Source organism: Dactylosporangium sp. CA-233914, assembly GCF_050942935.1.
GTDB lineage: Bacteria > Actinomycetota > Actinomycetes > Mycobacteriales > Micromonosporaceae > Dactylosporangium.
In genome coordinates this window covers 11,300,721-11,326,948 of sequence record NZ_CP192030.1, presented here as the reverse complement: position 1 = coordinate 11,326,948, position 26,228 = coordinate 11,300,721, and the positions used below count along the sequence as shown (strand labels likewise).

At 71.0% G+C, this 26,228-nt stretch carries 26 protein-coding genes; 12 read left to right on the top strand and 14 right to left on the bottom strand.

Features of this window, described 5'->3' with window-relative positions; translation table 11 throughout:
* Positions 1 to 70: 70 nt before the first annotated feature.
* Together ACQPY0_RS50410 and ACQPY0_RS50405 are read right to left on the bottom strand one after the other, a co-directional pair.
* On the bottom strand, positions 71 to 1,264 hold the full coding sequence (locus tag ACQPY0_RS50410) for a DUF418 domain-containing protein (RefSeq protein WP_432978187.1): 1,194 nt from the start codon (positions 1,262 to 1,264) through the stop codon (positions 71 to 73).
* Positions 1,261 to 1,482: a hypothetical protein gene (locus tag ACQPY0_RS50405; protein ID WP_432978184.1), complete on the bottom strand. Its 222-nt coding sequence runs from the start codon at positions 1,480 to 1,482 to the stop codon at positions 1,261 to 1,263. Before ACQPY0_RS50405 ends, ACQPY0_RS50410 begins: the two co-directional genes overlap by 4 nt.
* A gap of 180 nt (positions 1,483 to 1,662) precedes the next feature.
* Here ACQPY0_RS50405 and ACQPY0_RS50400 point away from each other — a divergent pair, with 180 nt between their 5' ends.
* A complete protein-coding gene (locus ACQPY0_RS50400) occupies positions 1,663 to 2,550 on the top strand; it encodes a TetR/AcrR family transcriptional regulator C-terminal domain-containing protein (RefSeq protein WP_432978182.1) in 888 nt (295 codons plus the stop codon).
* A 209-nt stretch (positions 2,551 to 2,759) separates the two neighbouring features.
* On the opposite strand, the gene ACQPY0_RS50395 is transcribed toward ACQPY0_RS50400, so the two are convergent.
* Positions 2,760 to 5,573 (bottom strand): ATP-binding protein, encoded by a 2,814-nt coding sequence (locus ACQPY0_RS50395; protein ID WP_432995742.1) that lies wholly within the window; start codon positions 5,571 to 5,573, stop codon positions 2,760 to 2,762.
* A gap of 592 nt (positions 5,574 to 6,165) precedes the next feature.
* On the opposite strand from ACQPY0_RS50395, the gene ACQPY0_RS50390 reads away from it, so the two are divergent.
* Positions 6,166 to 7,176, top strand: coding sequence for a hypothetical protein (locus ACQPY0_RS50390; protein WP_432978179.1), 1,011 nt, complete (start codon positions 6,166 to 6,168; stop codon positions 7,174 to 7,176).
* 4 nt (positions 7,177 to 7,180) lie between these two features.
* Here the strand turns inward: ACQPY0_RS50390 and ACQPY0_RS50385 are convergent, their stop codons facing one another.
* Together ACQPY0_RS50385 and ACQPY0_RS50380 are read right to left on the bottom strand one after the other, a co-directional pair.
* The gene (locus ACQPY0_RS50385; RefSeq protein WP_432978176.1) at positions 7,181 to 9,307 is read right to left on the bottom strand and encodes an ATP-binding protein; all 2,127 of its coding nucleotides are present in this window, start codon (positions 9,305 to 9,307) and stop codon (positions 7,181 to 7,183) included.
* A gap of 1 nt (position 9,308) precedes the next feature.
* Positions 9,309 to 9,686, bottom strand: a complete 378-nt coding sequence (locus tag ACQPY0_RS50380) for a hypothetical protein (protein ID WP_432978173.1) — start codon at positions 9,684 to 9,686, stop codon at positions 9,309 to 9,311.
* A 692-nt stretch (positions 9,687 to 10,378) separates the two neighbouring features.
* On the opposite strand from ACQPY0_RS50380, the gene ACQPY0_RS50375 reads away from it, so the two are divergent.
* On the top strand, positions 10,379 to 10,933 hold the full coding sequence (locus ACQPY0_RS50375; RefSeq protein WP_432978170.1) for a Uma2 family endonuclease: 555 nt from the start codon (positions 10,379 to 10,381) through the stop codon (positions 10,931 to 10,933).
* A gap of 20 nt (positions 10,934 to 10,953) precedes the next feature.
* Here the strand turns inward: ACQPY0_RS50375 and ACQPY0_RS50370 are convergent, their stop codons facing one another.
* Positions 10,954 to 12,543, bottom strand: a complete 1,590-nt coding sequence (locus ACQPY0_RS50370) for a hypothetical protein (RefSeq protein WP_432978167.1) — start codon at positions 12,541 to 12,543, stop codon at positions 10,954 to 10,956.
* A 211-nt stretch (positions 12,544 to 12,754) separates the two neighbouring features.
* Between ACQPY0_RS50370 and ACQPY0_RS50365 the strand changes: the two genes are divergently transcribed.
* On the top strand, positions 12,755 to 13,186 hold the full coding sequence (locus ACQPY0_RS50365; protein WP_432978165.1) for an NUDIX domain-containing protein: 432 nt from the start codon (positions 12,755 to 12,757) through the stop codon (positions 13,184 to 13,186).
* Between the two features lie 12 nt (positions 13,187 to 13,198).
* Here ACQPY0_RS50365 and ACQPY0_RS50360 read toward each other — a convergent pair whose 3' ends face one another.
* Together ACQPY0_RS50360 and ACQPY0_RS50355 are read right to left on the bottom strand one after the other, a co-directional pair.
* Positions 13,199 to 13,654 carry an iron chaperone gene (locus ACQPY0_RS50360; protein ID WP_432978162.1) on the bottom strand — a complete coding sequence of 152 codons (456 nt, stop codon included), beginning with the start codon at positions 13,652 to 13,654 and terminating at the stop codon, positions 13,199 to 13,201.
* 144 nt (positions 13,655 to 13,798) lie between these two features.
* Positions 13,799 to 14,488, bottom strand: a complete 690-nt coding sequence (locus tag ACQPY0_RS50355) for a lysozyme (protein ID WP_432995740.1) — start codon at positions 14,486 to 14,488, stop codon at positions 13,799 to 13,801.
* Between the two features lie 192 nt (positions 14,489 to 14,680).
* Here ACQPY0_RS50355 and ACQPY0_RS50350 point away from each other — a divergent pair, with 192 nt between their 5' ends.
* Positions 14,681 to 15,307, top strand: coding sequence for a peptidoglycan recognition protein family protein (locus ACQPY0_RS50350; protein WP_432978159.1), 627 nt, complete (start codon positions 14,681 to 14,683; stop codon positions 15,305 to 15,307).
* A gap of 149 nt (positions 15,308 to 15,456) precedes the next feature.
* Here ACQPY0_RS50350 and ACQPY0_RS50345 read toward each other — a convergent pair whose 3' ends face one another.
* Positions 15,457 to 16,113: a macro domain-containing protein gene (locus ACQPY0_RS50345; protein WP_432978156.1), complete on the bottom strand. Its 657-nt coding sequence runs from the start codon at positions 16,111 to 16,113 to the stop codon at positions 15,457 to 15,459.
* A gap of 135 nt (positions 16,114 to 16,248) precedes the next feature.
* On the opposite strand from ACQPY0_RS50345, the gene ACQPY0_RS50340 reads away from it, so the two are divergent.
* Positions 16,249 to 17,814 carry an ADP-ribosyltransferase domain-containing protein gene (locus ACQPY0_RS50340; RefSeq protein ID WP_432978153.1) on the top strand — a complete coding sequence of 522 codons (1,566 nt, stop codon included), beginning with the start codon at positions 16,249 to 16,251 and terminating at the stop codon, positions 17,812 to 17,814.
* Positions 17,815 to 18,238: 424 nt separating this feature from the next.
* On the opposite strand, the gene ACQPY0_RS50335 is transcribed toward ACQPY0_RS50340, so the two are convergent.
* Positions 18,239 to 19,498, bottom strand: coding sequence for a beta-ketoacyl-[acyl-carrier-protein] synthase family protein (locus ACQPY0_RS50335; RefSeq protein ID WP_432978150.1), 1,260 nt, complete (start codon positions 19,496 to 19,498; stop codon positions 18,239 to 18,241).
* 24 nt (positions 19,499 to 19,522) lie between these two features.
* On the opposite strand from ACQPY0_RS50335, the gene ACQPY0_RS50330 reads away from it, so the two are divergent.
* Positions 19,523 to 20,104 (top strand): TetR/AcrR family transcriptional regulator C-terminal domain-containing protein, encoded by a 582-nt coding sequence (locus ACQPY0_RS50330; RefSeq protein ID WP_432978147.1) that lies wholly within the window; start codon positions 19,523 to 19,525, stop codon positions 20,102 to 20,104.
* A gap of 6 nt (positions 20,105 to 20,110) precedes the next feature.
* Here the strand turns inward: ACQPY0_RS50330 and ACQPY0_RS50325 are convergent, their stop codons facing one another.
* The 3 genes from ACQPY0_RS50325 to ACQPY0_RS50315 all read right to left on the bottom strand — a co-directional run bounded on the left by ACQPY0_RS50325 (position 20,111) and on the right by ACQPY0_RS50315 (position 21,974).
* Positions 20,111 to 21,007, bottom strand: a complete 897-nt coding sequence (locus ACQPY0_RS50325) for an MBL fold metallo-hydrolase (protein ID WP_432978144.1) — start codon at positions 21,005 to 21,007, stop codon at positions 20,111 to 20,113.
* 14 nt (positions 21,008 to 21,021) lie between these two features.
* Positions 21,022 to 21,348, bottom strand: a complete 327-nt coding sequence (locus ACQPY0_RS50320; RefSeq protein ID WP_432978141.1) for an SDR family NAD(P)-dependent oxidoreductase — start codon at positions 21,346 to 21,348, stop codon at positions 21,022 to 21,024.
* Positions 21,349 to 21,410: 62 nt separating this feature from the next.
* Positions 21,411 to 21,974, bottom strand: coding sequence for a TetR/AcrR family transcriptional regulator (locus ACQPY0_RS50315; RefSeq protein ID WP_432978138.1), 564 nt, complete (start codon positions 21,972 to 21,974; stop codon positions 21,411 to 21,413).
* Between the two features lie 163 nt (positions 21,975 to 22,137).
* Here ACQPY0_RS50315 and ACQPY0_RS50310 point away from each other — a divergent pair, with 163 nt between their 5' ends.
* The 5 genes from ACQPY0_RS50310 (at position 22,138) to ACQPY0_RS50290 (ending at position 25,512) form a co-directional block, all read left to right on the top strand.
* Positions 22,138 to 22,494 (top strand): hypothetical protein, encoded by a 357-nt coding sequence (locus ACQPY0_RS50310; RefSeq protein WP_432978135.1) that lies wholly within the window; start codon positions 22,138 to 22,140, stop codon positions 22,492 to 22,494.
* A 1-nt stretch (position 22,495) separates the two neighbouring features.
* A complete protein-coding gene (locus tag ACQPY0_RS50305) occupies positions 22,496 to 23,803 on the top strand; it encodes a glutathionylspermidine synthase family protein (protein ID WP_432978132.1) in 1,308 nt (435 codons plus the stop codon).
* Between the two features lie 22 nt (positions 23,804 to 23,825).
* Positions 23,826 to 24,689 (top strand): hypothetical protein, encoded by an 864-nt coding sequence (locus ACQPY0_RS50300; RefSeq protein WP_432978129.1) that lies wholly within the window; start codon positions 23,826 to 23,828, stop codon positions 24,687 to 24,689.
* Positions 24,686 to 25,195 (top strand): GNAT family N-acetyltransferase, encoded by a 510-nt coding sequence (locus tag ACQPY0_RS50295; RefSeq protein ID WP_432978126.1) that lies wholly within the window; start codon positions 24,686 to 24,688, stop codon positions 25,193 to 25,195. Before ACQPY0_RS50300 ends, ACQPY0_RS50295 begins: the two co-directional genes overlap by 4 nt.
* 182 nt (positions 25,196 to 25,377) lie before the next feature.
* Positions 25,378 to 25,512, top strand: a complete 135-nt coding sequence (locus ACQPY0_RS50290; RefSeq protein WP_432978123.1) for a hypothetical protein — start codon at positions 25,378 to 25,380, stop codon at positions 25,510 to 25,512.
* 80 nt (positions 25,513 to 25,592) lie between these two features.
* On the opposite strand, the gene ACQPY0_RS50285 is transcribed toward ACQPY0_RS50290, so the two are convergent.
* A complete protein-coding gene (locus ACQPY0_RS50285) occupies positions 25,593 to 26,219 on the bottom strand; it encodes a DUF899 family protein (protein ID WP_432978120.1) in 627 nt (208 codons plus the stop codon).
* Positions 26,220 to 26,228: the final 9 nt, after the last annotated feature.

Sequence of the window (26,228 nt, the reverse complement as noted above, 5' to 3'; positions counted from 1 at the left end):
GCCGCGCGCTGCCGGCCGGTCGATGAAGGTCGCCGTCCGGCAGCGCGCAGCTGGTTGTGAGCTGTCGGGCCTATCGCCGTATGGCAGGCCGCCTGCTGTGGGTCCACGCGCGCAACGCCCATTCGACGGGGCCGTACCGGAAGCGCCGCATCCACCACGAGCTGGCCGCCACCTGCACCACAACGATCGTCAGTGCGATGAGCAGCGTCCGCGCCGGCGAGGTGTGGCCGGCCAGGCCCAGCCCGGCGCCGGTGAAGACGAGCACGCAGATGAGCGACTGGCCCAGATAGTTCGTCAGCGCCATGCGTCCCGCGGGCGCCAGGGCGGCCGCGACGCGCGGCCGCCGGGTGAACAGCCGCAGCAGGGTCGCGGCGTAGGCCGCCGCGAGCAACGGCGCGGTGACGATGCTGACCATCAGCCCGGTCAGGTTCGCCGTGCCGCCGCCGATCGCGAACAAGGTGGCGCCGGCCAGACCGACCGGGTAGCCGACCCGCTCGCATCGGCGCAGCAAGGCCTCGTGGGTGTGCACGTCGGCGAGCATCCGGTGCTTGCCGGCGGCGAGACCGACGAGGAACGCGGCGAAGGCCAACGGCCCCTGCACGGCAAGTGCGCCGAGCATCGCCGGCAACGAGCGCAGGTGTTCCAGGACGACATCACCGAATCCACCGCGGAGGGCCTCCGTCGAACGCGCACCGGCGGCGATCGCGGCGGCCTCGTCCGGGACCACCGCGGCACCGAGCACCGCGGCCAGACCGACCACGAACGCGATCACGCCCACGATGACCGCCGCCGCGAACAGGGCGGTGCGCGGCTCGATCCGCCGGACGGCGAACAGTACGAGACCGAGCAGTGCGTACGTGGTGAGGATGTCGCCGTGGAACAGCAGCACCGCGTGCAGCGCCCCGAGCACGAACAACCCGGACAGCCGGCGCAGGAACGACCGGCCGAAGGCCGCCCCACGCCGGGCCGCCGAGTCGAGTTGCAGGGTGAAGCTGTAGCCGAACAGGAATGAGAACAGCAGGTACGCCTTCATCGCGAACAGCAGTTCCACCGCACCTGCGACCAGCCGGTCGAGCGCACCGTACGCCGGATCGTCGACCAGTTGGAACTCATATCCGGAGCTGAAGTACCACACGTTGACCAGCAGGATGAGCAGCAGCGCAATCCCGCGCAACGCGTCCACAACGGTGATCCGGGCGTCGTCGTTGTTCTCGGCGGCCACATCCAGGACATGGCCCTGCCGGTCGGGTCGGAGCACATTCATGGCGTCGAGCCTCGCGAGACCACGGTGCCGGCGTACGAGGCCGCGACCGGGTTGTGGGTCGCCATGACCACGGTGCGGCCGTACTGGTCGACGCCCGAGGGTAGAAGGGCGAGCACCTCCCGGACCCGCTTGCCGTCGGCCCGCGGCCCGGCCAGCCGCAGCGGCAGGTTGTAGTCCTGGAACACGAAGCCGACCCGCCGTCGGCGGAACTTCGTCATCGCGGCGCCCCGGTGGTGGTGGGCTCGGTGCCGTCGATGAATACCCGCCCGGCGGTGGCAGACGAACGACATTCAGTCATGTCGTACAGCGTATGAGTGCACTAGTACCGGTGATAGTGAGGCTGTCCCCCGGATTCGTCCTCGGGGTACCGTGACTGCTCTAGTGCACGGGAGGCTGTTGTGGAGGACCCGCCGTACCGCCGGATCGCCGCCGATCTCGCCGACCGGATCACCTCTGGCGAGTTCGCGCCCGGAGCGAGGATTCCGTCGACCCGGCAGCTCATGGCCGAGTACGGGGTGGCGATGGCGACCGCGACGAAGGTCCTGGCAACCCTGCGCGAGCGGGGCCTCGTCGAACCGATGCGGGGCGTCGGCACCGTGGTCGCCGCGGCCGGTGCGGGTAGAGCACCCGGCCCCGACCGCGAGCAGGTGGTCGCCACCGCCGTGGCCATCGCCGACGCCGAGGGCCTGCACGGCCTGTCGATGCGCCGGCTCGCCGGCCAGCTCGACATCCCCACGATGTCGATCTATCGGCACGTGGCCGATCGCGAAGAGCTGGTGCTGCTCATGATCGACAAGGTCATGGGCGACAATCCGCCGCCCGGCCTCAACCCGGACCGCGACGGCTGGCGGGCCTGCATCGAGGCCATCGCCCAGCTCCAGTGGGCGATGTACCGCCGGCACACCTGGCTGGCCCAGGCGGTCTCCTTCACCCGGCCGCTGCCGGCCCCGCACGCCATGGCCCACACCGAGTGGACGATGCGGGCCCTGGACGGGCGCGGACTCGACCTGAACGCACAGTTCACGGCAGCGGTGACGGTGGCCAACTACGTGCGCGGCACGGCGGTGAACCTGGCCGAGGAGGCACAGGCCGAGCAGGACAGCGGCCTGACCGACACCCAGTGGATGCAGGCCCAGGAAGAACGGATCGGCACGGTCCTGGCCGACGGGCGGCTCCCGCTGATGGCCCGCTTCATCGCCGCCGACGACGGGGTCTGGAACCTGGACATGCTCTTCGAGTTCGGCCTCCAGCGCCTCCTCGACGGCCTCGCCCCGCTCCTGCGATGACGCAATCCGCCTCGACCATGACGACAATCTGGATGATCACTCCGCTGACGGACGCCGCGTTCGGCCCGCCGCCCCTGCCCTGCCTGGATGTGGACCCGCTGGACGACGTTGCCGATCGACTTCGGCCCGCTGGTACCCGTCGCGACGTGGCGGCCCGCACCCGGGACTGGCTGCACCGCGTCGGCGGCGAACTTCGCCATCTAACGCGCTCAGTCACAGGAGACCTTCCCGCCGAGCGGGACGACGTCGGCTACCGCGAGCCCTGACGGGGCCGGGGATTCGGACGTGCTCGCCGCCCCTTCACCCCGGCCCACGCCGGCCGGGTGCCGCGCCGCGAGGAGCCGGTCCCGGGTCGGGCGCATCTGCGGATCGTCGATCTCCTCGATGAGCGCCAGCGCCTCCGCGCGGCGGCAGGCTGCGAGCGCCTCGTCGCCCGACGCGGTGAGGGCGTCGGTCAGGACGGCCAGGGCATGGCACCGGCGGCGGGTGTCGGCCAGATCGAGGCTCAGCGCGGTCGCTTGCTCGGCGTCGCGCAGCGCCTCGTCGGGCCGTGCGAGCCGGCGATGGATGTCGGCCATGGTGATGAGCGCATCGCAGAGGCCCGGATCGTCCCGGGTGCCGCCGTGGATGTCCAGCGCGCGCTCGCCGTGGCCGAGCGCCCGGTCGGGGCGGTCGAGGTCCAGGTACAGCATGGCGAGCGCGCGGTGGATCGCGCCCTGCCCGCGCAGTGAACCGGTGCGCTCACGCAGGCCCAGCGCGGCGCGGTAGTGGGCGGCCGCCTCGTGGTGCTCACCCAGCTGGCGCAACGCGTCGCCGAGCCTGTGCAGCGCCGACGCCTCGCCCATCGGGTTGCCGGTAGCACGGCAGACGGCGACCACGTCGCGGTGGATACGAGCGGCGAGCGCGGCGTCGCCGTCGCTGAGGTGCACCGTCGCGAGGTTGTGCAGGCACGCCGCCTCCGCCTCGGCGAAGCCGATCCGGCGGGCCAGCCGCAGCGCCTGCTCGATGCTGGCCGCCGCATTCGCATGGTCGTGCAGCGCGAAGTACGCGGTGCCGATGTTGTTGAGCGTGCCGACCTGGGCGACGTGGTGCCCGTCGCGCTCGGCCGCGGCGAGGGCGGACTTGAGCAGGGGAAGCATCTCCTCCTGGTGCCCACGCCGCTGGAACGGCTCCACCAGAATCTCGGGCAGTTGCCACGCATGCCGGTCGAAGCCGTGCCGCCCGGCCCACAGGCCGACGGCGGCGAGGTTCTCCCGCTCCACCTCGCACCAGGCCATGGCGTCGGTGTCGCCGGTGAACGTCTGCGGCCGGACCGTGGTCGCCTTGGGGAGGTCGGGCACCGGTTGCCGGTCGGGCGCCAGGACCGCCACCGCGTTGACGCCGCTCAGCAGCGACCAGTCCAGCAGCCGCCGCAAGGCGTCGGTGCGCACCTGCGGGTCGTCCTCGCCGGCCCGATCGGCGGCGAACCGGCGCAGCAGGTCGTGCAGCCGGTACCGGCGGGCCGTGTCGTGGTTGATCAGGCACATTCTCGCCAGGATGTCGAGCAGGGCCTCCGCCGGTGCGACGCCGGTGCCGAGCAGCGCCGCCGACGCCTCGGGTCCGATGCTCGTACCGGGGTACAGGCCGAGCATCCGGAAGAGGCGGGCCGCTTCCGGGACGAGCGCCTGATAGGACCACGCGAACATGGTCCGCAGGCTCGCCTCCTCGTCGTCCTCCCCGTCCGCGTCCAGCAGGCGGGCGGTGAGCTCGTCGACCAGGTCGGCGATGGCCGCCCGGGGCCGCTCGGCGACGTGCTCGCCGATGATGCGCAGTGCCAGCGGGTGCCCGCAGGACAGCCGGGCCAGCGCGCCGACCGGGCCCGGTTCCGCGTCGGCCCGCTCGGCACCGACGGTCCGGCGCAGCAACGCGAACGCGTCGGTGTCCGGCAACGGCGGAACGGTGATGCTGGGCACCCCCTCGCGGACGGTCAGGCCGCGCAGCCGGTTCCGGCTCGTGATCACGGTGAGGCACTCGGCGGCGCTGGGGATCAACGGTCGTACCTGGCGGGAGTCGCGGACATTGTCGAGCACGACGAGCAGCCGCCGGCCCGCGAGCAACTGGTTGAACCGGTTCCTTCGCCGGTCCAGGCCGGCCGGCATCCGATCGGCCGGCACGTCCAGGGCCTCGAGGAAGCGCCCGAGCGCGTCTTCGGGGTCGACCGGTGCGGTCGGCCCGTAGGCGTTCGCGTCCAGAAAGAGCTGCCCGTCCGGGAAGCGATGCCGGTGGCGGTGGGCCCAGTGGACCGCAAGGCTGGTCTTGCCGACGCCCGGCATGCCGCTGAGCGCCACCACGCCGGTGCCGTCCGGCTGGACCAGCGTGTCGATGGCGGCCAGCAGCGGCTCCCGCCCGGTGAAGTCGCTGACGTCCTTGGGCAGCTGTCTGGGCGCAGCGGTGCTCGCCGGCGGCAAGGAATGTACGACCACGGTGGCGCGCTCGCCTGCGCCGGGCGTCGCCGGTGGCAGCGCGACGGCGGGCTCTGCGCGCATCAGCCGGCGGAACCGGCGCCGGAACGCGTGAAAGTACTTGCGCGCCTCGTGGTCGCGGCCGGCCGCGCACAACGCATCCATCCAGAGCTGGGCGAGTGTCTCGTCGACGTCGTCGGCGCCCATGAGCGGCTCGAGCTCGACGAGGGCCCGATGATGCTGTCCGAGCCGCAACCGGTTCGTCGCCAGCAGCTTGCGGGCCTCCAGCAGCGTGTTGCCCATGGTTTCGCGAAGGTGTTCGGCCGGCGCGGTACGCAGGTCCGCGAGTGGCTCGTCCTGCCACAGGGCAACCGCGTCGCCGAGCAGTTGCGATGCGGCTGTGAAATCGCGCCGTTCGGCGGCGGCGCGGCCGGCGGACACGAGTCGCCGGAACCGATGAAAATCAACCAGCCCGGGGTCGACGTCGAGCCGGTAGGCGCTGGTGCTCGGCGAGCGCAGCAACGCGTGGCCGAGGCCCACCCGGTGCAGTGCGGCACGGATTCTGCTGGCCAGCGCGTACATATTCGTCCGGTGATCGGTCTGGCCGTGATCCGACCAGAGGAATTCGGTTATCGTGTCGATCCGAACGTTTTCTCCGGCGTAATACAACAGTACCGCCAGCATGCCGCGCTGCTTCGCGGCCCCGAGCGGAATGCGTCGCCCGTCGACCTTCAGCGCCGTGGGCCCGAGGATCACGAAGTCCATGCAGCTGCCCCCAATCGCACCCCTGCGGTCGCATTCAGTGTGTTCCCGCGCGGTGCGGCGCAACAAGCCGGTGTGCAGATAGACGGAGATCTGACACCGCGCCGTCCAGCCTGTCGGCAAGCGGGTTGCAAGGTGCGGATCAATGGGTCAGGCAATCGGTGAACCGCACGCTTCCTCTACCGCGAAGATCGCTGAGGGGGTTGTTCACATGATCGCGCAAGGCTGGCTCAGAATGCCGATGAGTATTGACTCTGACGCATGGAGTACTCGATCTGGGTGTCGCTATGTACTCGTCGTGGTGCACACGCTCGCAACCAGCCACCGACTGCTCGACATCGTCGACCAAATTGAATGTGATTCACGCATTCAAGTCGTTTTCACGGTCGCGCCCGACGTATTCAATCACGCGGTGCCGCAGGTTTTGGCGGAGCTGGGCGCCTGCGTCCTGCCGTGGGAACAGGCGACCCGGCACCGCTTCGACCTGGCGGTCGCCGCGGCCTACGGCGGGCTGCACGAGCTGCACGCTCCGATCGTGGTGACGGCGCACGGCGCCGGGCGCGGGAAACGCTCCCGTCCCCGCCGGTCCGGCGGTCCGGTCCTCGCGGACCCCGTCGTCTACGGGCTGGACGCCGCACGGCTCACGCGCGACGGCCGGGTCCTGGCGTCCGCGCTCATCCTGGCGCACGAGAACGAGCGTGCGGTGCTGAGCCGGCAGTGCCCGGAAGCCCTCGACGTCGCGGTGCTCGCCGGTGACCCGTGCTTCGACCGGCTGGTCGTGAGCCTGCCACTGCGCCGGCGGTACCGCGACGCCATGGGCCTCAGCGACGACCACCGGCTGGTCGTGGTCAGTTCCACCTGGGGCGGTGACGGGCTCTTCGGCGGCACGCCGGATCTGCTCCCGCGACTGCTCGACCAGCTGCCGGCCGGGTACCGTGTGGCCGCCATGCTGCACCCGGCCATCTGGGGCGCCCACGGCCGCCGGCAGGTGTCGGCATGGCTTCGGGACTGCCGCGAGGCCGGTCTGCTCCTGCTGGATCCGACCGCTGACTGGCGCAGCCTGGTGATCGCGGCCGACTGCGTGATCGGCGATCACGGGTCGGTCACCGTATACGCCGCGGCGATCGGGCGGCCGCTGCTCTACGTCGGTGGCCGCCGGCCCGCGACCGCACCGGGCTCCGCGCACGACCTGGTTGCCGCGGCGGCCGCCCGGCTGGACCCCGGCCGGCCACTCCTGCCACAGGTACGCGAGGCCGGCCCGCTCGACGCACCGGCCGTCGCCGCCGCGCTGACGTCCCGGCCCGGTCAGGCCGGCCCGCAGATCCGGCGCGCCATGTATCGGTTGCTGCGGCTGCGTGTGCCGGGGCAGCACCGACGGCCCGAGCCGGTCCCGGCCCCGCGGTTCCTCGGCCCGGCCCGCTGACGGCCTATCCCGGCTCGCCTGAGCGGCGTAGTTCGTCGCCGACCTCCGACGCCCGGGGCGATCCCGCGGCGGCGAACAGCTCGATCGCCGCCAGATAGTGGCGCCGGGCCGCGGCGACGTCACCGCGCCGTCGCGCGATGCGACCGAGCAGTACCGTTGCCTCCGCTTCCTCGTGCACCGCGCCGAGGGCGCGCATCCGCTGCGCGGCCTCGGTCGCGGCCTCCTCCGCGGCGGCCGGGTCACCGACGGCGAGCAGCGCACCGGCGAGCCCCGCCGTCGCGCGGACCCCGTTGTACGGGTCGACGTGAGTCAACCCGTCGAACACGGCCCGGGCCTCTCTGAGCAGCGGCAGGGCCTGCGCCGCCCGGCCGGCCTTCGGCAGCGCCGTGCCCAGCGTGATCAGCGCCAGACCGATGGAATGCGGTTCACCGAGCCGGCGGCTTCCGGCGAGGACCTCCTCCAGCAGGTGTACGGCCGGCCCGACCCGGCCCGCCGCGAGGTATGCGGAGGCGAGCCCCTCCTGCGCGTCGAGCCGTCCCTTCGCATCGCCCGCGGTTTCGTACAGCCGGATCGCGGCGTGCAGGTTCGATTCGGCGGCCGCGGCGTCGCCCAGCCTCGTGCAGACCCGGCCGAGCCGGGTCAGCATCACGGCCTCGGCCCAGGCGTCGCCCCACAGCCGCGCCGCGGCCACGCCCCGGCGGTGGATCTCGAATCGGTCCCGCAGCGGCGGTTTGAGCAACAGCAGCAGCGGCCACAGTACGTCGCACAGGTGCCAGGCCAGCTCCGCGTGGGGGAGTTCCAGCGCGACCTGCCCGGCCGTCACCACGTTGACCCGCTCACGCTCCAGCCAGGTCAGGGCCCTTTCGCGGGCGTCGAAGCGCGGCAGGCCCGCCGGTCCGGTCACCGGCGTGTATGCGGGGCGCCGCCGGTACGGGGTCAGCACCGCGTCGGCCCGCCGCGCCGCCGCGTGGTACCACTCGACCTGCGTCAGGACCGCCGTACGCAGCTCGTCGCGCGGCTCGTCCAGGTCGGCCTTCAACCGGGCGTGCAGCCGGACCAGATCGTGGTAGCGGAACCGCTCCTCGTCGATCTCCTGCAGCAGGCTGGCCTGGAGCAACGGCTCGATCGACCGGTGCGCGGTCGCCGGGTCGATCGCGGTGGCGACGGCGCGGACCACGCCCGGCCCGAACTCGGTGCCGGGGTGCAGGGCCAGCCGCCGGTACAGCGCGGCCGCACCCGGGTCGAGGTGGCGGTACGAGACGTCGAAGGCCGCTTGTACCGTGCGGTCTTCCGCCACGCCGACCCCGGTCAGCCGCGTCGCCTCGTCGGCGAGTTCGTCGGCCACGTTGCGGACGGAGAGCATCGGCCGAGCCGCCAGCCGGGCCGCCGCCACACACAGCGCGAGCGGCAGCCCACCGCAGATCTCGGCCAGCCGTTCGGTCTCTTGAGGCTCCCGGGCGACGCGCCCGGGCCCCACGGTCCGGGCGAGCAGCTCCACCGAGTCACGGGTCGGCAGCGGTGACACCTCGACGAGATGCGCACCGTCGGCAACCAGCTCCGACAACCGGCGCCGGCTGGTGAGCACTACCGTGCTCGTCGCGGACGCGGGAATCAGCAGCCGGACCTGGGCGGCCGAGAACGCGTTGTCGAGCAGCACCAGCAACGACCGCTCGGCGGTGAGCGTGCGATACAGCGCGGCCTGCTCGGCCACCATGGCGGGAATGCCGCCGGGCGCGACGCCGAGCGCCCGGAGGAACGCGCCGAGCGCGTCGGCGACGTCGACCGGCTCGGCGGCGCCGAACCCTTCGAGGTCGACGTGGAGCTGACCGTCCACGAACCGCCGCCGGACGCTGTGCGCCCAGTGCAGCGCGAGCGCGGTCTTGCCCACGCCGCCCGGCCCGGTCAGCACGATGAGCGTCCGGCCGCCGCCGTCGAGCAGCGCGTCGAGGTGCGCGAGCGTGCCGGCCCGGCTGGTGAAGTGGGCGGCCGGCGGCGGCAGCTGGCGTGGTATCGGTGCGGAGGCCGCCGGCTGGTGGATGTGCACGTCGCGGATGGAGCCGGCCTGCACGGCGGGGCCCAGGACGGTGCCGGAGAGGTCGTTCGACGCCGGTGGGGGCGGTTCGCCGTACACGTCAGAGGGTGATGTCGCCGTGGACGTCCCTGGCCTGGACGACCTTGTCCGCGGCGCCGCTGAAGTGGTTGATCACCGCGCCGCGCTCGAGCGTCAACTCCTCCTGGACGGCGCGCCACTGGGCGAGCACGCGTCCGGCGAACCGCGGGTCGTCGGCCAGCGCCCGGCCGAGCAGCTCGGCCAGGACGAGCTGCCGCTCCCGGTCCTCCGGACGGGCGACCGCCTCCCGCAGGGCGTCGGCCTCGCGGCTGCCGCGGCGGAACCGGTCGCGGATCATCCCGGCAAGCGCGGCGAGGGCGGTCCGGCCTTCGGCGACGACCGCCTCGGCGCCTTTGGTAGCGAGCGTGGTAGCGATGGCGAGCGCGATTTCGTCGGGCATCACGGCCTCCAGTGACAGTCCCGCGAGGACGCGCACACCGGCGACATCGATGTGACAGGGAGTGCCGTCTCTCGATCTGTACGTGACTGTACCGGCAGTGGTGGACGCCGTCCCTGGCCGAAATCCGCACATGTGGCCCGAACTCTGTGCGCATGTGCACAAAGTTAAATTCGCCATTAGTCTGACGATTTACCCGAAGTCATCACAAATTGATCACGATGCTTCGGTCACGTTGTGTTGTGGTGCGGCGGGCCGCTTTCATGATCCAGCACACTTAACCCCAAGGAGGAATTGCGGTGCTGAGCGCAGCACTCCCCGCACTCGCAGCACTCGCTGTCTGTGCCTGGATCATCTGGCTGTAGTAGCAGCCAGATGTCGCCGCTCGTGCGCAGTGGCCCCCAACGTGTCCGCTCTATCGGGCAGCGTCCGAGTCATAAGGTCACGATCGGTGTAGATGTAGCAACAGGTGGTGCGGCGGTCGTCCTGCGGTCAAGTCGGGATGGCCGCCGCTTCTGTGTTCGGGTATCCGTAGCTCGTGGTGAAGATGTTAGGGCCACAACCTCGCCACCGCAAGCCGGTGTCGGCAAAGGATGCCGAGCGGGCCGCAAACGCTGGAATATGCAGGCGATGCCGGCACTGCTCTCGGTTGCGGAGTCGAGCCGCAGGTCACGCCGGTTGCTAGGCTTCGGCTCATGACCCAGTCCGAGCTCGCTTACCGATGGAGCCAAAGCGAGTTCGTGCGCGCCTGGGAAGCCAAGGCTTTCGACCACCGGGCGGAGTTCGTCGAAGGAGAGATCTGGCCAGTAGTAGTCGGTTCTTGGCACGGCGACACTGTTGGCCAGCTGCTTGCACTGCTGCCGCGAGCCGGGGTGCGGGTGACGACCGCGACACTGCCAACCGGAGGGTCGCTTCCAGATCCTGACTGCTGGGTCCGTCGGGCTGATGCGGAGCCGATCGGGACGATCGGGACGAGGCTGTCAGTCTGGAATGCTGCTGACGTGCTGCTCGTGATTGAGGTCGCCGACGAGACCACAATCCAAGATCTCAATGTCAAAGCCAAGCTCTACGGCCGGGCCGGCTATCCCGTCTCCTGGGTGATCACCCAGGAAGCGATCTACGAGCACTCCGGACCGATCTCGACGGGCTATCGGTCGCGGGTCGAGTATCTTCAGGGGGAGCGCATTCCCGTTCCGTATGCCTCCGCGGAACTCGACGTCGACGAGCTGATCGCCTCGATCCCTTCGTAAGCGGTTGAGGACGGCCGGGATCAGCGTGGGCCGCGCCGGTTCGGTCGTCGGGGGCGGCGTTCGCCGATGCTGTGGAGCTTTCGGGCCGGTGCGCGGTCCGTCGCGCGGGCGTACGTCTCGGCGAGCCTGCGGTGGTTGGGGTCGTCGGTTCGGGCGGCCAGCGCGAGGAGTTCCTTCGTGGCGATGCCCGGGTCGGCCTGGCGCCAGCGGTCGAGGAGGGCGTCGCCGACCGCGGGTGGCGCGTCGGCCGCGTGGGCGATGACGACCTCGGCGGTCTCGGTGAGCAGGTTCTCCAGCGTGGGGACGGTGACGCCCTGCCGGCGCAGATGATCGGCGAAGAGGGCGAAGCCGAGTGGCGAGAGCGCGGCGTGGCCAGGCTGGAGTTCGACCACGCCGAGCAGGGCGAGCTGTTCGAGCAGGGCGGCGAGGTCGTCGTCGCACGCGTGCCGCAGGGGCCGGGCGTCGGGTGCCTCGGTGTCGATGAAGGCCGCCTCGCCCGCGACCGCGAACGCGAGGTCGCCGAGTTCCCGCACGCTGACCGGCTCGCGGGCGACGTACAGTGCCATGCCGAGCGCGAAGGTCGCCTCCTCGAAGCGCCAGCCGATGACCGATGCCGCATAGCCGGCGGGGCAGACCGCTTCACGGAGGCCGAAGAAGGCCTCGAAGGCCCGGTGAGCGAGCGCGGCGGGATCGGCGAGCAGCCGCGCGGCCACCTTGACCGGCAGGAGCCTGCCCTTGACGACCCGGACCACGCGGGCCGCCTTGGCCCAGGCGAACACGACCGAGGTCTCGTACAGCTCGTCGGTGCTGCGGGTCTTGGACACCTTGTCGCCGATCACCGGATCGAGCTCGTCGGCAAGGCCGAGCATCGGGATCAGCTCGGCCGCGTCGGCGAGCGGCAACCGGCCCGTCGTCGTCAGTGGACGGCCGGCGCCGACCCAGTCGGCGAAGCCACGGATCCGGCCGAGCATCACCGATGATGCCGCGAGCGCCGCGGTCTCGGCATCGGTGGGCACATCCGCGGGTGGTACCGGTGGCGGCCGGTCGTTGCCCATGGCGTGCTCGTGGTTGGCCATCACCCGATCGAGGAGGCGCTGGTCCACCTCGATCCGGCCGGCGTGGAGGTCGTCGATGTAACGTTGGGTCTGCTGCGGATCGTCGATGTCGACCCCGGCCGCGAGCATTCGCATGGTCCAGAACTTCGCCGGGCCGTACCGGCCCTCGTCGCGCATCGCGGCCGCCACCTCGGCCGCGACCTCGTCGATCAGCGCGTGCAGCGTCGGGGGCTCGGCACAGCGTGCATCCGCCAGGTCCTCGGCGAACAGGAAGTCGACGAACGTGTGGACGCTCGCCAGCAGTGCGGAGGTCTCCTGCGCCGTCAGGTTGACCCGGCGCGGAAACCAGTCGCACAACGCCTCACGCAGATCCTCCGGCTGCCACCGGCACAGCAGGCCGTCGCCGTCCGCCCAGCGGTGCTCGACCAGCGCTTCGATCACGAACGGATCCACATCGCGGCGCTGCTTGCGGGCCCACCGCTCGACGGCGGCGGCAAGACGTTCCTGGGCGGGATAGAACACATCGTCGGGCACCGCCGTGAACACCATCCGCATGGCTCGGCAGCCTACGGGGGCAGCAGGGCGAGTCGCACGGCGGTACCGGCAAGGACCTGCCCGCTGGCCAGGTGCCGGGCGGCGGATGTCGCGGAGGCGCCGCGTCGCGGCCTAGCGTTGGGAGGCGACAGGACACCGTTCGGCTCGGTGGAAGCGAGGTTCTCGGGTGGCTCGACGCATTGACTTCTTTGACGATCCCAATGCTCCGGTGGTGGGCAGGATCGTGCCGTCCGCCAATGCCGTGGTGGTCAACGACGCCGGCGAGTTGTTGCTGATTCACCGTGCGGACAACGACAACTGGTCGCTGCCGGGCGGGGCGATGGAGCCCGGTGAGTCGTTGACCGGCTGTGCGGTGCGGGAGACCTTCGAGGAGACCGGAATCCACGTCGAGGTTACCGGGCTGGTGGGCATCTACACCGACCCGCGGCACGTCATCCTCTATGTTCCGGACAACGAGGTCCGCCAGGAGTTCTCCGTTGTCTACACCGCCCGGCCGCTCGGTGGCGAGCCGACGCCGAGCGACGAGTCGCGCGAGGTCGCGTGGGTCGCGCCGGGCGTTGTCGGTGGTCTCGTGATGCACCGCTCCATGCGCATGCGAATCGAGCACTACCTTACCGGCGGCGGTCGCCCGTACCTCGGATAGCGGTGGCTTCGATCAGCCGACCGCCCGCTTGATGAGCTCGGCGATGCTCGTCTCGTCGGCCGGGGTCAGTTCCTTGAGCGCGTAGGCGACCGGCCACAGGTTGCCGTCGTCGAGTTGGGCGTCCTGGTTGAAGCCCAGGGTCGCGTAGCGCGTCTTGAACTTCTGGGCGGGCTGGAAGAAGCAGATCGTCTTGCCGGCGTTGGCGTAGGCGGGCATGCCGTACCACAGTTTCGGCGCGAGCTGCGGGGCGGCGGCCATGATGACGGCGTGGACCCGCTGCGCCATGGCGCGGTCCGGGCCGGGCATCTCGGCGATCTTCTCGAGTACGGCGGCGGCTTCCTCCGCGGCCTTCTCCGCCTTCGAGGCGCGGCTCTTGCTGGTGCGCAGCTCCGCGGCGCGCTCCTTGATCGCGGCCCGCTCCTCAGCGGTGAAGCCGTCGGTCGCCGTGGCCTTCTTCGTGCTCGCCATTGGAGCTCGTCCTCCTGCATCTCTGGGGTCCGGATGCCCTCAATGCTAGAGATCCGCAGGTCGGACGGCCTCTCGAAAACTGATCAGGTCGCGCCGGGTCCCACTCCGCCGGACGCTGCCGGCGGAGTGGGAGGGTGGCGCGGGTCAGCAGGTGCCGTTGCAGGCCAGGACCTTGAGGCGGTCCAGGGTGCCGTTCCACTGGTTGGAGTCGCCGGCGAAGGGGCCGCTGCTGGAGTACTGCCAGAAGGACCACGTCGGCGCGCCCGCCGGGAGGGTGCCGGGGCTGCTGCTGTACCGGGCCAGCCACAGCGGCGAGTTGGCCCAGAACCCGCTGTAGTTGCCGGTGCACGTGACCCACCAGTCCGTGGTGGTGTAGATGGTCGCCCAGCGGCCGGTGCGCGTGTGGTACTGGTTCAGGAACGCCTGGATCCAGCTCACCATGCCCGACTGCGACAGCCCGTAGCAGGTCGCGCCGTACGGGTTGTACTCGATGTCCAGGGCGCCGGGCAGCGTCTTGCCGTCCTTGGACCAGCCGCCGCCGTGGGCGATGAAGTAGTCGGCCTGGGCCGCGCCGCCGCCACCGTTGGGGATCGCGAAGTGGTACGAGCCGCGAATCATGCCGATGTTGTAGGAGCCGTTGTACTGCTGGGCGAAGTACGGGTTGGTGTAGTACGTGCCCTCGGTCGCCTTGATGTAGGCGAACCGCGAGCCGGCGTTCCACTGCGCCGACCAGTTCACGTTGCCCTGGTGGCCGGAAACGTCCTGGCCGTACGTCACGGTGGCCGCCTGCGCCGGGGTGCCGATGAGTGCGGTGGTGACCAGGGCGGCCGCCATGGCGAGCGCGCCGAGCCATCGATGGGACACGGTGCCTCCTGGTGGGGGTGTGTCAAGGAACTTCGCCGATTAGCTCATGGGTGTCGGAAATTTTCAATAGGAGTCTGTCTATAGACACCCCCTGTTGAGCAGGCGTAGTGTGCCGCGTTGCCAGAATTTTACGAAGCTCTATGGGTTTGGAAAGTTGGCACCATGGCCCATCTGACCCGTCGTGCCGTCCTGCTCGGCGGCGCCGGCGTGCTGCTCGCCCCGGCCCTCCCCGCGAGCGCGGCGCTCGAGCAGCCCTCGATCGCCAGCTGCGGCGCCTGGGGCGCACGTCCGCCGTCGGGGCCGCTCACCATCGATCAGCATCGACCAAACAAGATCATCGTGCACCACACCGCGATGGCCAACTCCACCGACTACTCGCAGGCGCACGCGTTCGCGAACTCGCGCGACATCCAGAACCTGCACATGGACACCAACGGCTGGACCGACAGTGGCCAGCACTTCACCAACAGCCGCGGCGGCTGGCTGACCGAGGGGCGCAACGGCAGCCTGTACGCGCTCCTGCACGGCCAGACCATGGTGCAGGGCGCGCACTGCGTGGGCCAGAACGACCAGGCGATCGGGATCGAGAACGAGGGCACGTACCTCACCGAGCAGCCGCCGGCCGCCCTGTGGAACAGCCTGATCGCGTTCTGCGCGTTCACCTGCCGGCAGTACGGCATCCCGGCGAGCGAGATCTACGGCCACAAGGACTTCAACACCACGCAGTGCCCCGGGCTGCTGCACGACCGGCTGCCCGAACTGCGCTCCGCCGTCGCCGCCCGGCTGTGACGCACACGTCGCCCGCCCCGGCGCGGAAGGGCCCGGCCGACGCTCGGCCGGGCCCCTCGAAGGCGAAATCAGCGGGCAGCGCGGTACTGGCCGTCCATCCGTTGATCTGGCTCGCGCCGGCGGTGACCCGGATGGTCGCTACGAAACACTTACCGCCGGCGGCGGGCGGCGGGGGGAACGATCCGCACCCGGGCCGTGGCCGGGCGGGTCTCGATGTCGCCCAGCTGCTCGCTCACCGTGGCGGTCAGTTCGGCGTAGTCGTCGAACGCGCTCTCGCCGAACAGCGTGTAGCCGGCCCACATCAGATTGGCGCACACCTGCGGCGGCACCTTGCCGGTCGCGGCGCCCATGCCGACGAGCGCGACCGAGGCGATGCTGCCCGGCTCGCGCTCGTTCTGCATGTGGATCGCCTGGAACGCGGCGGCGCAGGCCAGGGCCACGTTCAGCGTCTCGCGCACGTTTTCCGTCTGGTGGTACATCGTCGGCGTCGAGATGAGGTACTTCGGGTTCGCCGCCCCCGACGGCACGCACACGGCCGCGCCGACCGGCAGCACGCCCTTGAACTCGTCCCGGATCGCGTGCTGCACCCGCAGCTGGATGCCCGGCCCCAGGTGGCGCAGGATGACCGCGTCGACGCCGCCGCTCATCAGGCCGTGCGAGTTGGTCGGCGACACCCAGGCGTCGACCTGCTGGTTGATGATCGAGCCCTTCACGATCTCGACCTCGGGCGTGTCGGCGAAGGCCGATATCCAGGCCTGTACGACCTTCGCGTTGATGTCACTGAGCACAACCCGTAGTTGCGTCATCGCAGTCCCTCCGTCAGACATACCCCACGCGTAAGCCCCGAAAGGTACACGCCTAGTCTGGCTCGGCGTGCTCCCGCGGTAGCCGACCCAGACCAGGCGCCGATACGGTCCACAGTGGAGCCGGGGGAGGGCGTAATGACTGACACTGAAGACCCGTTGGGCCTTGCCGAGCTGTTCGACGGCGGCGGCGAGCCGTGGCTGCCGCTGCTGAAGCCGGTCATCGAGGCGCAGTACAACGCCGAGCAGTTCATCGGCCCGAAGCGCAGCCCCCAGATCGTGCCGGTGCGCGAGCTGACGTTCCAGGCGCTCAAGCCCAACCCGCCGCACAAGTGGAAGGTCGTGGTCTTCGGCCAGAACCCGTATCCGCGGCCGGAGAGCGCCACCGGCATCGCGATGTTCGACAACACCTTCCACGACTGGTCGGACAGCCAGTTCGGGCGGGTGGTGAGCATCCGGTGCATCATCAAGGCCGCGGCGATGTGGAAGTACGGCATCCCGAAGAAGACCCCGATCGCCGACATCCGCGCGCTGCTCAAGCAGCACGACACGGTGCAGCCGCCCGAGTGGTTCTCCTCGATGCTCACGCAGGGCGTGCTGCTGCTCAACGCCTCGCTGACCGCGAGCGCCGACGGGGCGATCGGCACCGACCAGCACACCGGCTTCTGGCGGCCGGTCGTGGAGCGGCTCGTCGAGGAGATCCTGCGGGCCAAGCAGAGCGCGCCGGAGGAGGACCGCGGGGTCGTCTTCGCCTGGTGGGGCGCGCACGCCCGGAGCCTCAAGAGCCTGGTGCAGCGGCTGCAGAAGAAGTACCCCGCCGTCGAGGTCCGCCACATCGACCATCCGAACCCGGCCGCGCAGGGCGACATCTTCTGCGACAACGAGCACTTCGCGACCGTCAACGAGGCGCTGCGCTCGCTGGGCGCCGACGAGATCGACTGGCTGCCGAGCACGGGCTGGAACGCACAGCAGGACCCGGCGGCCGAGCGCATGGGCGCGTTCATCGCCTCCACGATGGAGCTGCACAAGCTGTACCTGGAGCGGCTGGAGAGCGTCAAGGACGAGGGCCTCGCCCTGCCCGCGATCAGCGGCGTCTTCGACACCCCGCTCATGGACTTCCGCGCCGCGATCGCCCCCGCCGCCGGCGTGCTGCGCGGGCTGGACTGGCACGTCGAGGCGTCCCACGCGTTCGGCCAGAAGCAGGCCGAGACCGCGGCCCTGAGCGCCGACGAGGTGGCCGCGCTGTATCTGTACACCTGCGAGTCCGCGTTCTACCGCCAGATCAACGCCACCCTGCGCGACCCCGACCGCGGGCGGATCGTGCCGTATCTGCCGTACCTCCGCCTGCTCTTCTCCGCCGTGTCCCGCCTGCCCGCACGACGCGAGCCGCTGTGGCGCGGGGTGCGGCTGGATCTGCGGGCGCAGTACCCTGTCGGGCAGACGGTCACCTGGTGGGGCGTCTCCTCGTGCACGTCCGAGCTCGGCGTGGCCAAGGCGTTCATGGGCGGGCGCGGCAAGCGAACCCTGTTCGAGGTGACACCGCTGCGGGCGGTCGGCATCCGCGACTTCTCCGCCTTCACGGGCGAGGAGGAGTACATCCTCGCCCCCGGCACCCAGCTGACGGTGACGGACGTGCAGTCGGAGCGCGGCGGGCTGTGCACCGTCAAGCTCGCCGAGCTTGAGGAGCAGAGCCAGGTACATTAGGTGACGGCCTGGTCGCGCTCCGGCGGATCGGCAAGGTCGATTAGGTGGGGCCGGGTAAGGTGCCAGAGGGCGGAAGCGGCACCGGACCGGAATCCCATTGTCTACATCGAGAGCAGCCGGACGGCGTGACCAAGCCCCACGCCGTATCAAGCCCTACGCACGCCGTATCAAGCCCTACGCCGCGAACAGCCCCGCACCACCCGCGAGTACGCCCTGCGCCGAGAGTAAGCCCCCACGCCGTGGGGCGAGCCCTGGGCCGAGGACGACTCCGCCAGCCGGGAGCACATCCTGTGCCGAGAGCAGGCCCCACGCCGTGGGGCGAGCCCTGGGCCGAGGACGACCCCACTCACCGGCCGGGAGCACGTCCTGCGCCGAGAGAACGAGCCCCAGCCCGGGAAGAGGCACACGCCAGCCGGGTACGGACCTACGCCGTGAACAGCAGTGACACGTTGAGGCCGCCGAAGCCGAAGGAGTTGCACACCGCGGCGGTCATCGCGAGCCGGCGGGGCTCGCCCGTGACCACGTCCAGGGTGACGTCGGGGTCCTTGTGCTCCAGGTTCAGCGTGGCCGGGACGACCCCCTGCGTCACCGACAGCAGCGTGACGATGCTCTCCACGGCGCCCGCGGCCCCGACCAGGTGTCCGAGCGCCGACTTCGGGGCGGTGAGCACGACGTCGCCGCCGAGTGCCTGCCGGATCGCCGCCGCCTCACCGGCGTCGCCGACGACGGTCGAGGTGGCGTGGCAGTTGACGTGGGCGACGTCGGACGGCTGCAGGCCCGCGTCGGCCACGGCCCGGCGGATCGCGCGCACCTGCCCGGCGCCGCTCGGGTCGGGGCCGGTGATGTGATACGCGTCCGACGTTATCCCGACGCCGGCCAGCCGCCCGTGCACGCGCGCGCCGCGGGCCGCCGCGTGCTCGGCGCGCTCCAGGATCACGATGCCGGCGCCCTCGCCCATCACGAAGCCGTCCCGGTCGGTGTCGAACGGCCGCGAGGCGCGCTCCGGCTCGTCGTTGCGCTTGGACAGCGTGCGCGCCTGCGCGAACCCGGCGAGCGTCAGCGGCGTGATCGCCGCCTCCGAGCCGCCCGCGATGACGACGTCGGCCTCGCCGAGGCGGATCAGCCGCGCCCCGAGCGCGATCGCCTCGGCGCCCGACGCGCAGGCCGACACCGGGGTGTAGACGCCCGCGTGCGCGCCGAACTCGATGCTCACCCACGCGGCCGGGCCGTTGGGCATGAGCATCGGCACGGTCAGCGGCGAGACCTTGCCCGGGCCCTTCTCCTCCAGCAGGTCGTCCTGGGCCAGTAGCGTCGACACGCCGCCGATCCCGGTGCCGATCACCACCGCGAGCCGCTCGGTGTCGACCTCCGGCGCGCCCGCGTCCGCCCACGCCTGCCGCGCCGCGACGACCGCCGCCTGCTCGCACCGGTCCATCCGCCGCGCCTGCACCCGGGTCAGTTGCGTGTCCGGCGGGACGGCCATCGTGGCCCCGATCCGCACCGGCAGCTCGTCCAGCACCCCGGGCGGCAGCAGATCGTCGATCCGCCGGATGCCGGACCGGCCCGCCAGCAGGCCCTGCCACAGCGAGTCCACGTCCCCGCCCAGCGGCGAGAGCGCCCCCATCCCCGTGACGACCACGTCTGCGCCCACGCAGCGCCCTCCCTCGGTCGATTGCCTCCCCATACTTGTATCGCATACAAATATGACATGTCCATCAGCGAGCCGGCCCGCGCGCGGGGCCGCCGCACCCGCGCGCGGATCCTCGGGTGTGCGGCCGGCCTCTTCGCCGAGCGGGGCCTGGCGGGGGTGAGCGTGGCCGCGATCGCGCAGGCCGCCCAGGCCTACCCGCACCAGATCACGTACTACTTCGGCTCGAAGGACGCGCTGTTCGTCCACGCGGCCCTGTCCACGCTGCTGCGCGAGGCCTCGCGGCTGGAGGACGTGGGCCGGCGCCGCCGCACCCCGGAGACGTTCCGCATCGCCCTGGCCCGCACCGCCCTGGCCCTGCCGTCGATCCCGCCCGCCGTCCAGGCGATGTCGATCGCGCGGGACCGCCCGGAGCTGCACCCGGCCGCGCAGATGTATCTGGCGGTGCTGTTCCGCCAGGCCGAGCACTACCTCGTCACGCAGCTGGACCGCCGCGCCTGGACGCTCGACCGCCCGCCCGCGGTCGAGGTCCGCACCTTTTGGAGCGCGGTCCTCGGCGCCCGCCTCATCGCCGACTCGGGCTACGGCGGCCGCCCCGCGGACGTCGACCTGGCCGGCCTGCTCACCGTCCGCGCGCGGTAGGAGAAACTAGACTGAGGTCGGCATCGGGCCGCCGCGCCAGGTGACGGCGTCCCGCAGCGCGGCGACGAGATCCATCTCGGTGCCGAAGCGCGAGGCATAGGCCCGGTGCAGGTTCAGCACGATCCGCTCCGCGTCGGCCCACGCCGCGAATTCGCCCAGGTCGCAGTCGTGGGCGGCCGCCAGTGGCGACAGGCCGGGTTTCACGTGGTCAAGCACGAGTTGGCAGTACCGCCGGAGCTTGCCGAACGCCTCGCCGATCGCCGGGCCGCCGTGCAGCAGCGGCCCGTGCCCCGGCACGAGGTGCTCGGGTTCCAGCGCCGCCATCCAGTCCAGCGCCCGCATCGCGCCCTCGACCGAGCCCATGAACACCAGCGGCGTGAGCCCGCTGAAGACGAGATCACCGGTGAAGAGCACCCGCTGCTCGGGCAGCCAGGCGACCAGGTCGCCGGTGGTGTGGGCCGGCCCGCCGGGGTGCAGCAGCTCGATCCGCGTCGGCCCGGCGTGCACGGTCAGCGAGTCCCGCACCGCCACGTCCGGCACCCGCCGGGTCACGTCACCCCAGTCCGGCACCGGCTCCCAGAACGGCGGGCAGCCGTCGATGATCGGGTCGGTCCGCAGCGCCTCCCGCATCAGCTCGTGCCCGATGAGCACGCTCGCGCGGGGCAGGAGGCTGTTGCCGTACGTGTGGTCGCCGTGCTGGTGCGTGTTGACCGCCATGCGCACCGGCCGGCCGCCCGCGGCCTCGTCGACGGCGGCGAGGAAGCGGCGGGTGCGGGCCTCGGTCGCGCACGTGTCGACCACGAACACGTCGTCGCCGCCGACGACCGCGCCCGCGTTGTTGACCCACCAGGTGCCGTCAGGCTGGACCCACGCGTACACGCCGGGAACGACGGTCTCGAGCATGGCGGCAGTGTAGTTCAGGCGAACGCGGTGCCGGAGCCGAAGCCGCGGGCCTCGGCGTGCCCGCCCGGCTCCACGATCAGGACCCGGATGCCGAACGGGGCCATCTCGCCGGCCAGGGACTCCGACATCGCGTCCAGGGCGGTCTTGCTGCCCACGTACGCGGCGCCGCCCGGGCCCGGGACCACGCCGACCAGCGGGGACATCCGCGCGATCCAGCCGGTGCCGGCCGCGCGCATGGCGGGGGTCAGGGCCAGCGCGCCGAACAGGTTCGTCTCGAACTGGGTGCGCGGCCATTCGGTCCGGGGCCAGGGCGACGAGGTCCCGCACGGACGACAGGTCACGGGCGGTGGCCAGGACCCGTTCGCGGCCGAGGCCGCTGGAGCTGCCGTGATCAGCCAGGTCCTCATGCCGGCGGCCAGGTGGACAGGGCCCGGTCGATCGCGTCGAGGATCAGCGACCAGCTGGTGTCGAGGTTGCGGGCGTGGTGGAAGCCGCCGTCGGTCTCCAGGTGGATGAAGCCGTGCATGGTGCTGTAGACGAACCGGACCGCGTCGACGGCGCGAGTGTCCTGCAGGCCGTAGCCGCGCAGCAGGGTCGCGCAGCCGGCGACGATGCGGGCCTGGGCCGCGGCGCCGGCGGGGTCGGTCAGCGGCCGGACGGTCGCCGCGTAGCGGCCCGGGTGGGCCAGGACCCAGGTGCGCAGCGCGGTCGCGTAGGCGAACAGGGCGTCGCGGCCGGCCCGGCCCTGCAGCGCCTCGCCCAGCCGGTCGGCCAGCTCGTTCGTGGCCTGGCCGGCGACCGCGTCGAGCAGGTCCGGCACGCCGCGGACGTGCTCGTAGAGGCTGGGCACCGCCACGCCGAGCCGCCGCGCGAGGGCGGTCATCGTCACGTGGTCGATGCCCACCTCGTCGGCCAGCTCGAGCGCGGCGGTGCACACCTGTGCGCGGGACAATCCGGCTCGTACCATGCGGTACAGCCTAATGGCTTTAGGTTTTGCCCTACAAGGGACAATGCTTCCAGCTGAGGACCGGCGAAAATCGACCTTCAGGGCGGTGTCGGAGACCGGTCGATCGCTCGCGCTCGTAGCGAAGGTCATTTACCGTGCTAAGGCACACCCGAGGGGGCAGACGATGAGGCGTTCCAAGTCCGTACCGCTAGGCCGAAGCTACCTCGCGCTCGCGGCGCTGGCGACGACGGGCGGGCTGGCGGCATGCGGACGCCAGCAGCAGACCTACTGCGCGGACCAGAACGGCGTGATCGTGCCCGACTACCGCTGCGACGACGGCTCGCCCGGGCACTACTACTACACCGGCAGCTACGGCCGCGGCCGCTCGCCGGGCTACCGGCTCAGCGGCGGCAGCCGGGTGGCCTCGACCGACTCGATCGGGCGCTCCAACGCCGGGCTGCCCGCGACCGGGCACGTGAGCAACGGCCACGTCACCTCCGGCGGCTTCGGCAGCAGCAGCCACGGAAGCTCGGGCAGCTGACGTGCGCCGGATCGCCGATGGGGTCGTCCGTCCGGACTGGCGCCAGCAACTCGCCACGCAGGGGATCGTCTACAACGACACCCCGACGCCGGACGGCGGCACCATGTCGTACTGGCGCGAGGGCCCGTTCTACGACTTCACCTCGTCCGAGATCGACGTGCTGTCGGCGAGCGCCGCGACGCTGTTCGAGATGTGCGTCGCAGCCGGCGACTTCATCATCGACCACAACATGTTCCAGCTGCTGGGCATCCCCGAGTTCGCCTGGGAGCAGATCAAGCGCACCTGGTGGGACGACGAGACCGAGCCCGGCGGCCGGAGCAAGGGGGATTACTCGCCGAGCGTCTACGGCCGCTTCGACCTGCGCTACGCGGGGGAGTACGCCGGCCGGCCCCAGCTGCTGGAGTTCAACGCCGACACTCCCACGTCGCTGCCCGAGTCCGCGGTCTCGCAGTGGTACTGGCTCCAGCAGACCGGCCAGGGCAAGGACCAGTGGAACATGATCCACGAGATGCTGGTCGCCGCCTGGCAGCGCAACATCAGCCGGCTGCGGCAGGCCCGCACCCACCTGCTCGACCCGCTCACCATCCACTTCGCGTGCGACCGGTCCGAGGAGAGCGGCGAGGACCTGTTCAACACCGAATACCTGATGGAGACCGCGCGGCAGGCGCTCGCCCCGCTCGGGTACCGCACCAAGTTCCTCTGGATGGACGAGATCGGCGCCGGTGACGTCCAGGCCGGCGACCGCTTCTACGACTCCGACGGCCAGCACATCGACGTCGTCTTCAAGCTCTACCCGTGGGAGTGGATGCTCGGCGAGCAGTTCGCCAAGCAGTGCTTCCGCGACATGAGCGACCCGCGCCGCGACAGCACGGTCTGGATCGAGCCGCCCTACAAGATGCTGTGGAGCAACAAGGGGCTGCTGCCCGTGCTCTGGCATCTGTACGGTGACGACCCCGCCAAGCGCGACCTGCTGCTGCCCGCCTACTTCGAGTCCGAGCGCCCGGCGTGGATGACCTCCTACGTGCGCAAGCCCCTGCTCGGCCGCGAGGGTGCGAACGTGTCGATCGTCGTCGACGGCGTCACGACCGCCAGCACCCCCGGCGACTACGGCGGCCCGTTCGTGTGCCAGGCCTTCGCCCCGCTGCCGTCCTACCCCGACCAGCGGGGTGGCGAGTGGCACCCGGTCCTCGGCGTCTGGATGATCGACGGCGAGCCGGCGGGCCTGGGCATCCGGGAGAGCGCCGGGCTCATCACCGACAACCTGAGCAACTTCGTTCCCCACACCATCGACCACAACGGCCCTCAGTAGTGGCCTTTCCTAGGAGAACGGCATGAACGGTACCGCCGCCCTGATCGCGGTGCTCCAGGTGCTCATCGTGATCGTCGGCGTGGGCGGCGGCTGGTGGCTGCTCAACGCCGTCACGTCGTTCGACGACCACGACGAGCTGTGGCAGCGGGCCAACTGGGGATACCTTGTCCAGCGGGTCGGCTTCGTCGCCGTCCAGGTCATCGGCGTGTCGAGCCTGATCGGCCAGGATCTGACCAACTGGAACTCCCTCGCGTGGGTCGGCGGCGGGATCGTCTGGGCGACCGTGCTGGCCATCCTTGGCTTCTGGATCACCGACTGGATGATCCTGCGCACCCGGGCCACCCCGCTGGGCGCGCTCAATACCGTGCCGCTGTCCATCGGCCTGGTCCGCCTCGGCTTCTACCTCGGCCTGGCCCTGGTCGTGCGGGCCACCTTCATCGGCCACGCCCCCGACCTGCGCACCTCGCTGCTGTCGACCCTGGTGTTCACCATCGCCGGCATCGCGGGCCTGGTCATCGCCTTCGCCCTGCACGGCCTCGTCGCGCACGGCAACCCGCGGGCCGCGATGGTCGACGGCGAGGGCGTCACCCAGGGCCTCGAGTCCGCGGCCGTGCTCACCGCCGTGGGCCTCATCCTGTACGGCTCGATCGCCGGCGACTTCACCACCTGGCCCGAGAGCCTGGCGGGCTTCGGTGCGGCGCTCGGCATCGCCTACGTGGGGCTGTACGTGGCGCGGTACCTCATCGACTGGTTCGTCCTGACCGGCGAGTGCACGCTCAGGACGATCCACGCCCAGCAGCAGAAGGGCGCCGCGGCGCTGCTCGCCTTCCTGCTCGTGATGGTGGCGCTGCCGATCAGCGCGGTCATCAACCTCTACGTCGAGTGACGGTCCTGAGCACGCCGCGGCTGCTCCTGCGGGAGATGGACGAGGGCGACCTGGACGACTTCGCGGCGCTGCTCGGCGATCCGCAGGTCATGCGGTACTACCCGCGGCCGAGGACCCGCGCGGAGACGCTGGAGTGGATCGGGCGGAACCGGCGCCGGTACCACGACGACGGCCACGGCCTGTGGACCATGCGCCTGCGCGCGGACGACTCGTTCGCGGGCGACTGCGGGCTGACCGTCCAGCGCGTCGACGGGGTGGACGAGCTGGAGCTCGGCTACCACGTGGTGCCGCGTCTGCAGCGCACCGGCCTGGCGTCCGAGGCGGCCCGGGCCTGCCGCGACCACGCGCACCGCGTGCTCGGCGCCCGGCGGGTGATCGCGATCATCCACCCCGGCAACATCGCGTCCCAGCGGGTGGCGCTCAACGCCGGTCTCCGCCTGCAGAAGCGGACCCTCGGCTACGGGGACGGGCAGCAGGAAGTTCTGATCTTCGCTGGAGAAGCATGACGATCGAGGCGGATCGCGGGTGACGGCGCCGAGGCATACGAAGATACCTATTACGCCTCCAGGTGGTGCGAAGGCAAGGGTCTGGACCCGACTTCGCACCTTACGGAAATTGAGGAGTACCTCACACCCTGAAGCGTTTTATCTCGCGTTTCCAGGGCATTCTATTAGGTATGGATAGCGCGGTGCTCAGCAAGGACGTCCGAGAACAACAGACGAACGCCGAGCCAGAGGACGCGTCGGACGATCTGTTCTGGTTGCCGGCGGAGCCCGGCGCCTCGATCGCCGGCCCGCTTGCCGACAGGCGGTTCATCCTCTGATTCGGGGCCGAACGGTCCCGCTATAACATGACAAGTACGAAAAAGTCCGGCGACGATGTCGCCGGACTTTTTCGGCCATGTCAGCCGTACGTGGGCCGCTGCGGCCAGCCGGCGGGCGAGTCCTCCCAGTCCTCCTGCCGCCCGTACGGGGTCAGGTCGAAGATGCTGTTGGCGAACACGAGCCGGTCCACGCCCCGCTGGGTGGTGTCGTACGTCCGGTAGACCTCGTCCCCGTCGCGCAGGAACACGCTGAGCATGAACCCGCCCCCGGCGCCGCAGTCGTCGGCGAACGTCGTGCCCCGCGAGGAGACGAACGGGACGCTCCAGCCGCGCTCGGCCTTGTACTGCTCGATCTGCGAAAGCGGCATGTTCGACACGTTCACCCAGGTCACGCCGCGCTCGGCCAGGCGGGGCAGGGCCGTTGCCGGCACACCGTCGGTGAACCAGGTGCAGCCGGGGCAGTAGCGGTCCGGGCCCAGGTCCATGAACTGGTACACCACCAGCTGCTCGCGCCCCTCGAACAGCTCCACGAGGGTGCGCGGGCCGGCCGGGGTGTCGAACGTGTACTCCCCGAAGCGCACCATCGGCAGCCGCCGGCGCCGCGCGGCGATCGCGTCCAGCTGCCGGGTCGCCTCCTTCTCGGCCCTGAGCAGCTCGTCGCGGACCTGCCGGTACTCCTGCTCCGAAACGATCCGTGGCTTGTCCATGCGTCCGAT

What these genes read in the sequence shown, in the direction of transcription:
- ACQPY0_RS50395 (WP_432995742.1), bottom strand. Translation starts at nt 5,573, where the DNA reads ATGTACGCGCTGGCCAGCAGAATCCGTGCCGCACTGCACCGGGTGGGC.
- ACQPY0_RS50355 (WP_432995740.1), bottom strand. Translation starts at nt 14,488, where the DNA reads ATGGCGGCCGCCCTGGTCACCACCGCACTCATCGGCACCCCGGCGCAG.
- ACQPY0_RS50335 (WP_432978150.1), bottom strand. Translation starts at nt 19,498, where the DNA reads ATGGGGAGGCAATCGACCGAGGGAGGGCGCTGCGTGGGCGCAGACGTG.
- ACQPY0_RS50345 (WP_432978156.1), bottom strand. Translation starts at nt 16,113, where the DNA reads ATGACGCAACTACGGGTTGTGCTCAGTGACATCAACGCGAAGGTCGTA.
- ACQPY0_RS50315 (WP_432978138.1), bottom strand. Translation starts at nt 21,974, where the DNA reads ATGGTACGAGCCGGATTGTCCCGCGCACAGGTGTGCACCGCCGCGCTC.
- ACQPY0_RS50360 (WP_432978162.1), bottom strand. Translation starts at nt 13,654, where the DNA reads ATGGCGAGCACGAAGAAGGCCACGGCGACCGACGGCTTCACCGCTGAG.
- ACQPY0_RS50330 (WP_432978147.1), top strand. Translation starts at nt 19,523, where the DNA reads ATGTCCATCAGCGAGCCGGCCCGCGCGCGGGGCCGCCGCACCCGCGCG.
- ACQPY0_RS50410 (WP_432978187.1), bottom strand. Translation starts at nt 1,264, where the DNA reads ATGAATGTGCTCCGACCCGACCGGCAGGGCCATGTCCTGGATGTGGCC.
- ACQPY0_RS50350 (WP_432978159.1), top strand. Translation starts at nt 14,681, where the DNA reads ATGGCCCATCTGACCCGTCGTGCCGTCCTGCTCGGCGGCGCCGGCGTG.
- ACQPY0_RS50310 (WP_432978135.1), top strand. Translation starts at nt 22,138, where the DNA reads ATGAGGCGTTCCAAGTCCGTACCGCTAGGCCGAAGCTACCTCGCGCTC.
- ACQPY0_RS50325 (WP_432978144.1), bottom strand. Translation starts at nt 21,007, where the DNA reads ATGCTCGAGACCGTCGTTCCCGGCGTGTACGCGTGGGTCCAGCCTGAC.
- ACQPY0_RS50370 (WP_432978167.1), bottom strand. Translation starts at nt 12,543, where the DNA reads ATGCGGATGGTGTTCACGGCGGTGCCCGACGATGTGTTCTATCCCGCC.
- ACQPY0_RS50340 (WP_432978153.1), top strand. Translation starts at nt 16,249, where the DNA reads ATGACTGACACTGAAGACCCGTTGGGCCTTGCCGAGCTGTTCGACGGC.
- ACQPY0_RS50285 (WP_432978120.1), bottom strand. Translation starts at nt 26,219, where the DNA reads ATGGACAAGCCACGGATCGTTTCGGAGCAGGAGTACCGGCAGGTCCGC.
- ACQPY0_RS50300 (WP_432978129.1), top strand. Translation starts at nt 23,826, where the DNA reads ATGAACGGTACCGCCGCCCTGATCGCGGTGCTCCAGGTGCTCATCGTG.
- ACQPY0_RS50405 (WP_432978184.1), bottom strand. Translation starts at nt 1,482, where the DNA reads ATGACGAAGTTCCGCCGACGGCGGGTCGGCTTCGTGTTCCAGGACTAC.
- ACQPY0_RS50380 (WP_432978173.1), bottom strand. Translation starts at nt 9,686, where the DNA reads ATGCCCGACGAAATCGCGCTCGCCATCGCTACCACGCTCGCTACCAAA.
- ACQPY0_RS50375 (WP_432978170.1), top strand. Translation starts at nt 10,379, where the DNA reads ATGACCCAGTCCGAGCTCGCTTACCGATGGAGCCAAAGCGAGTTCGTG.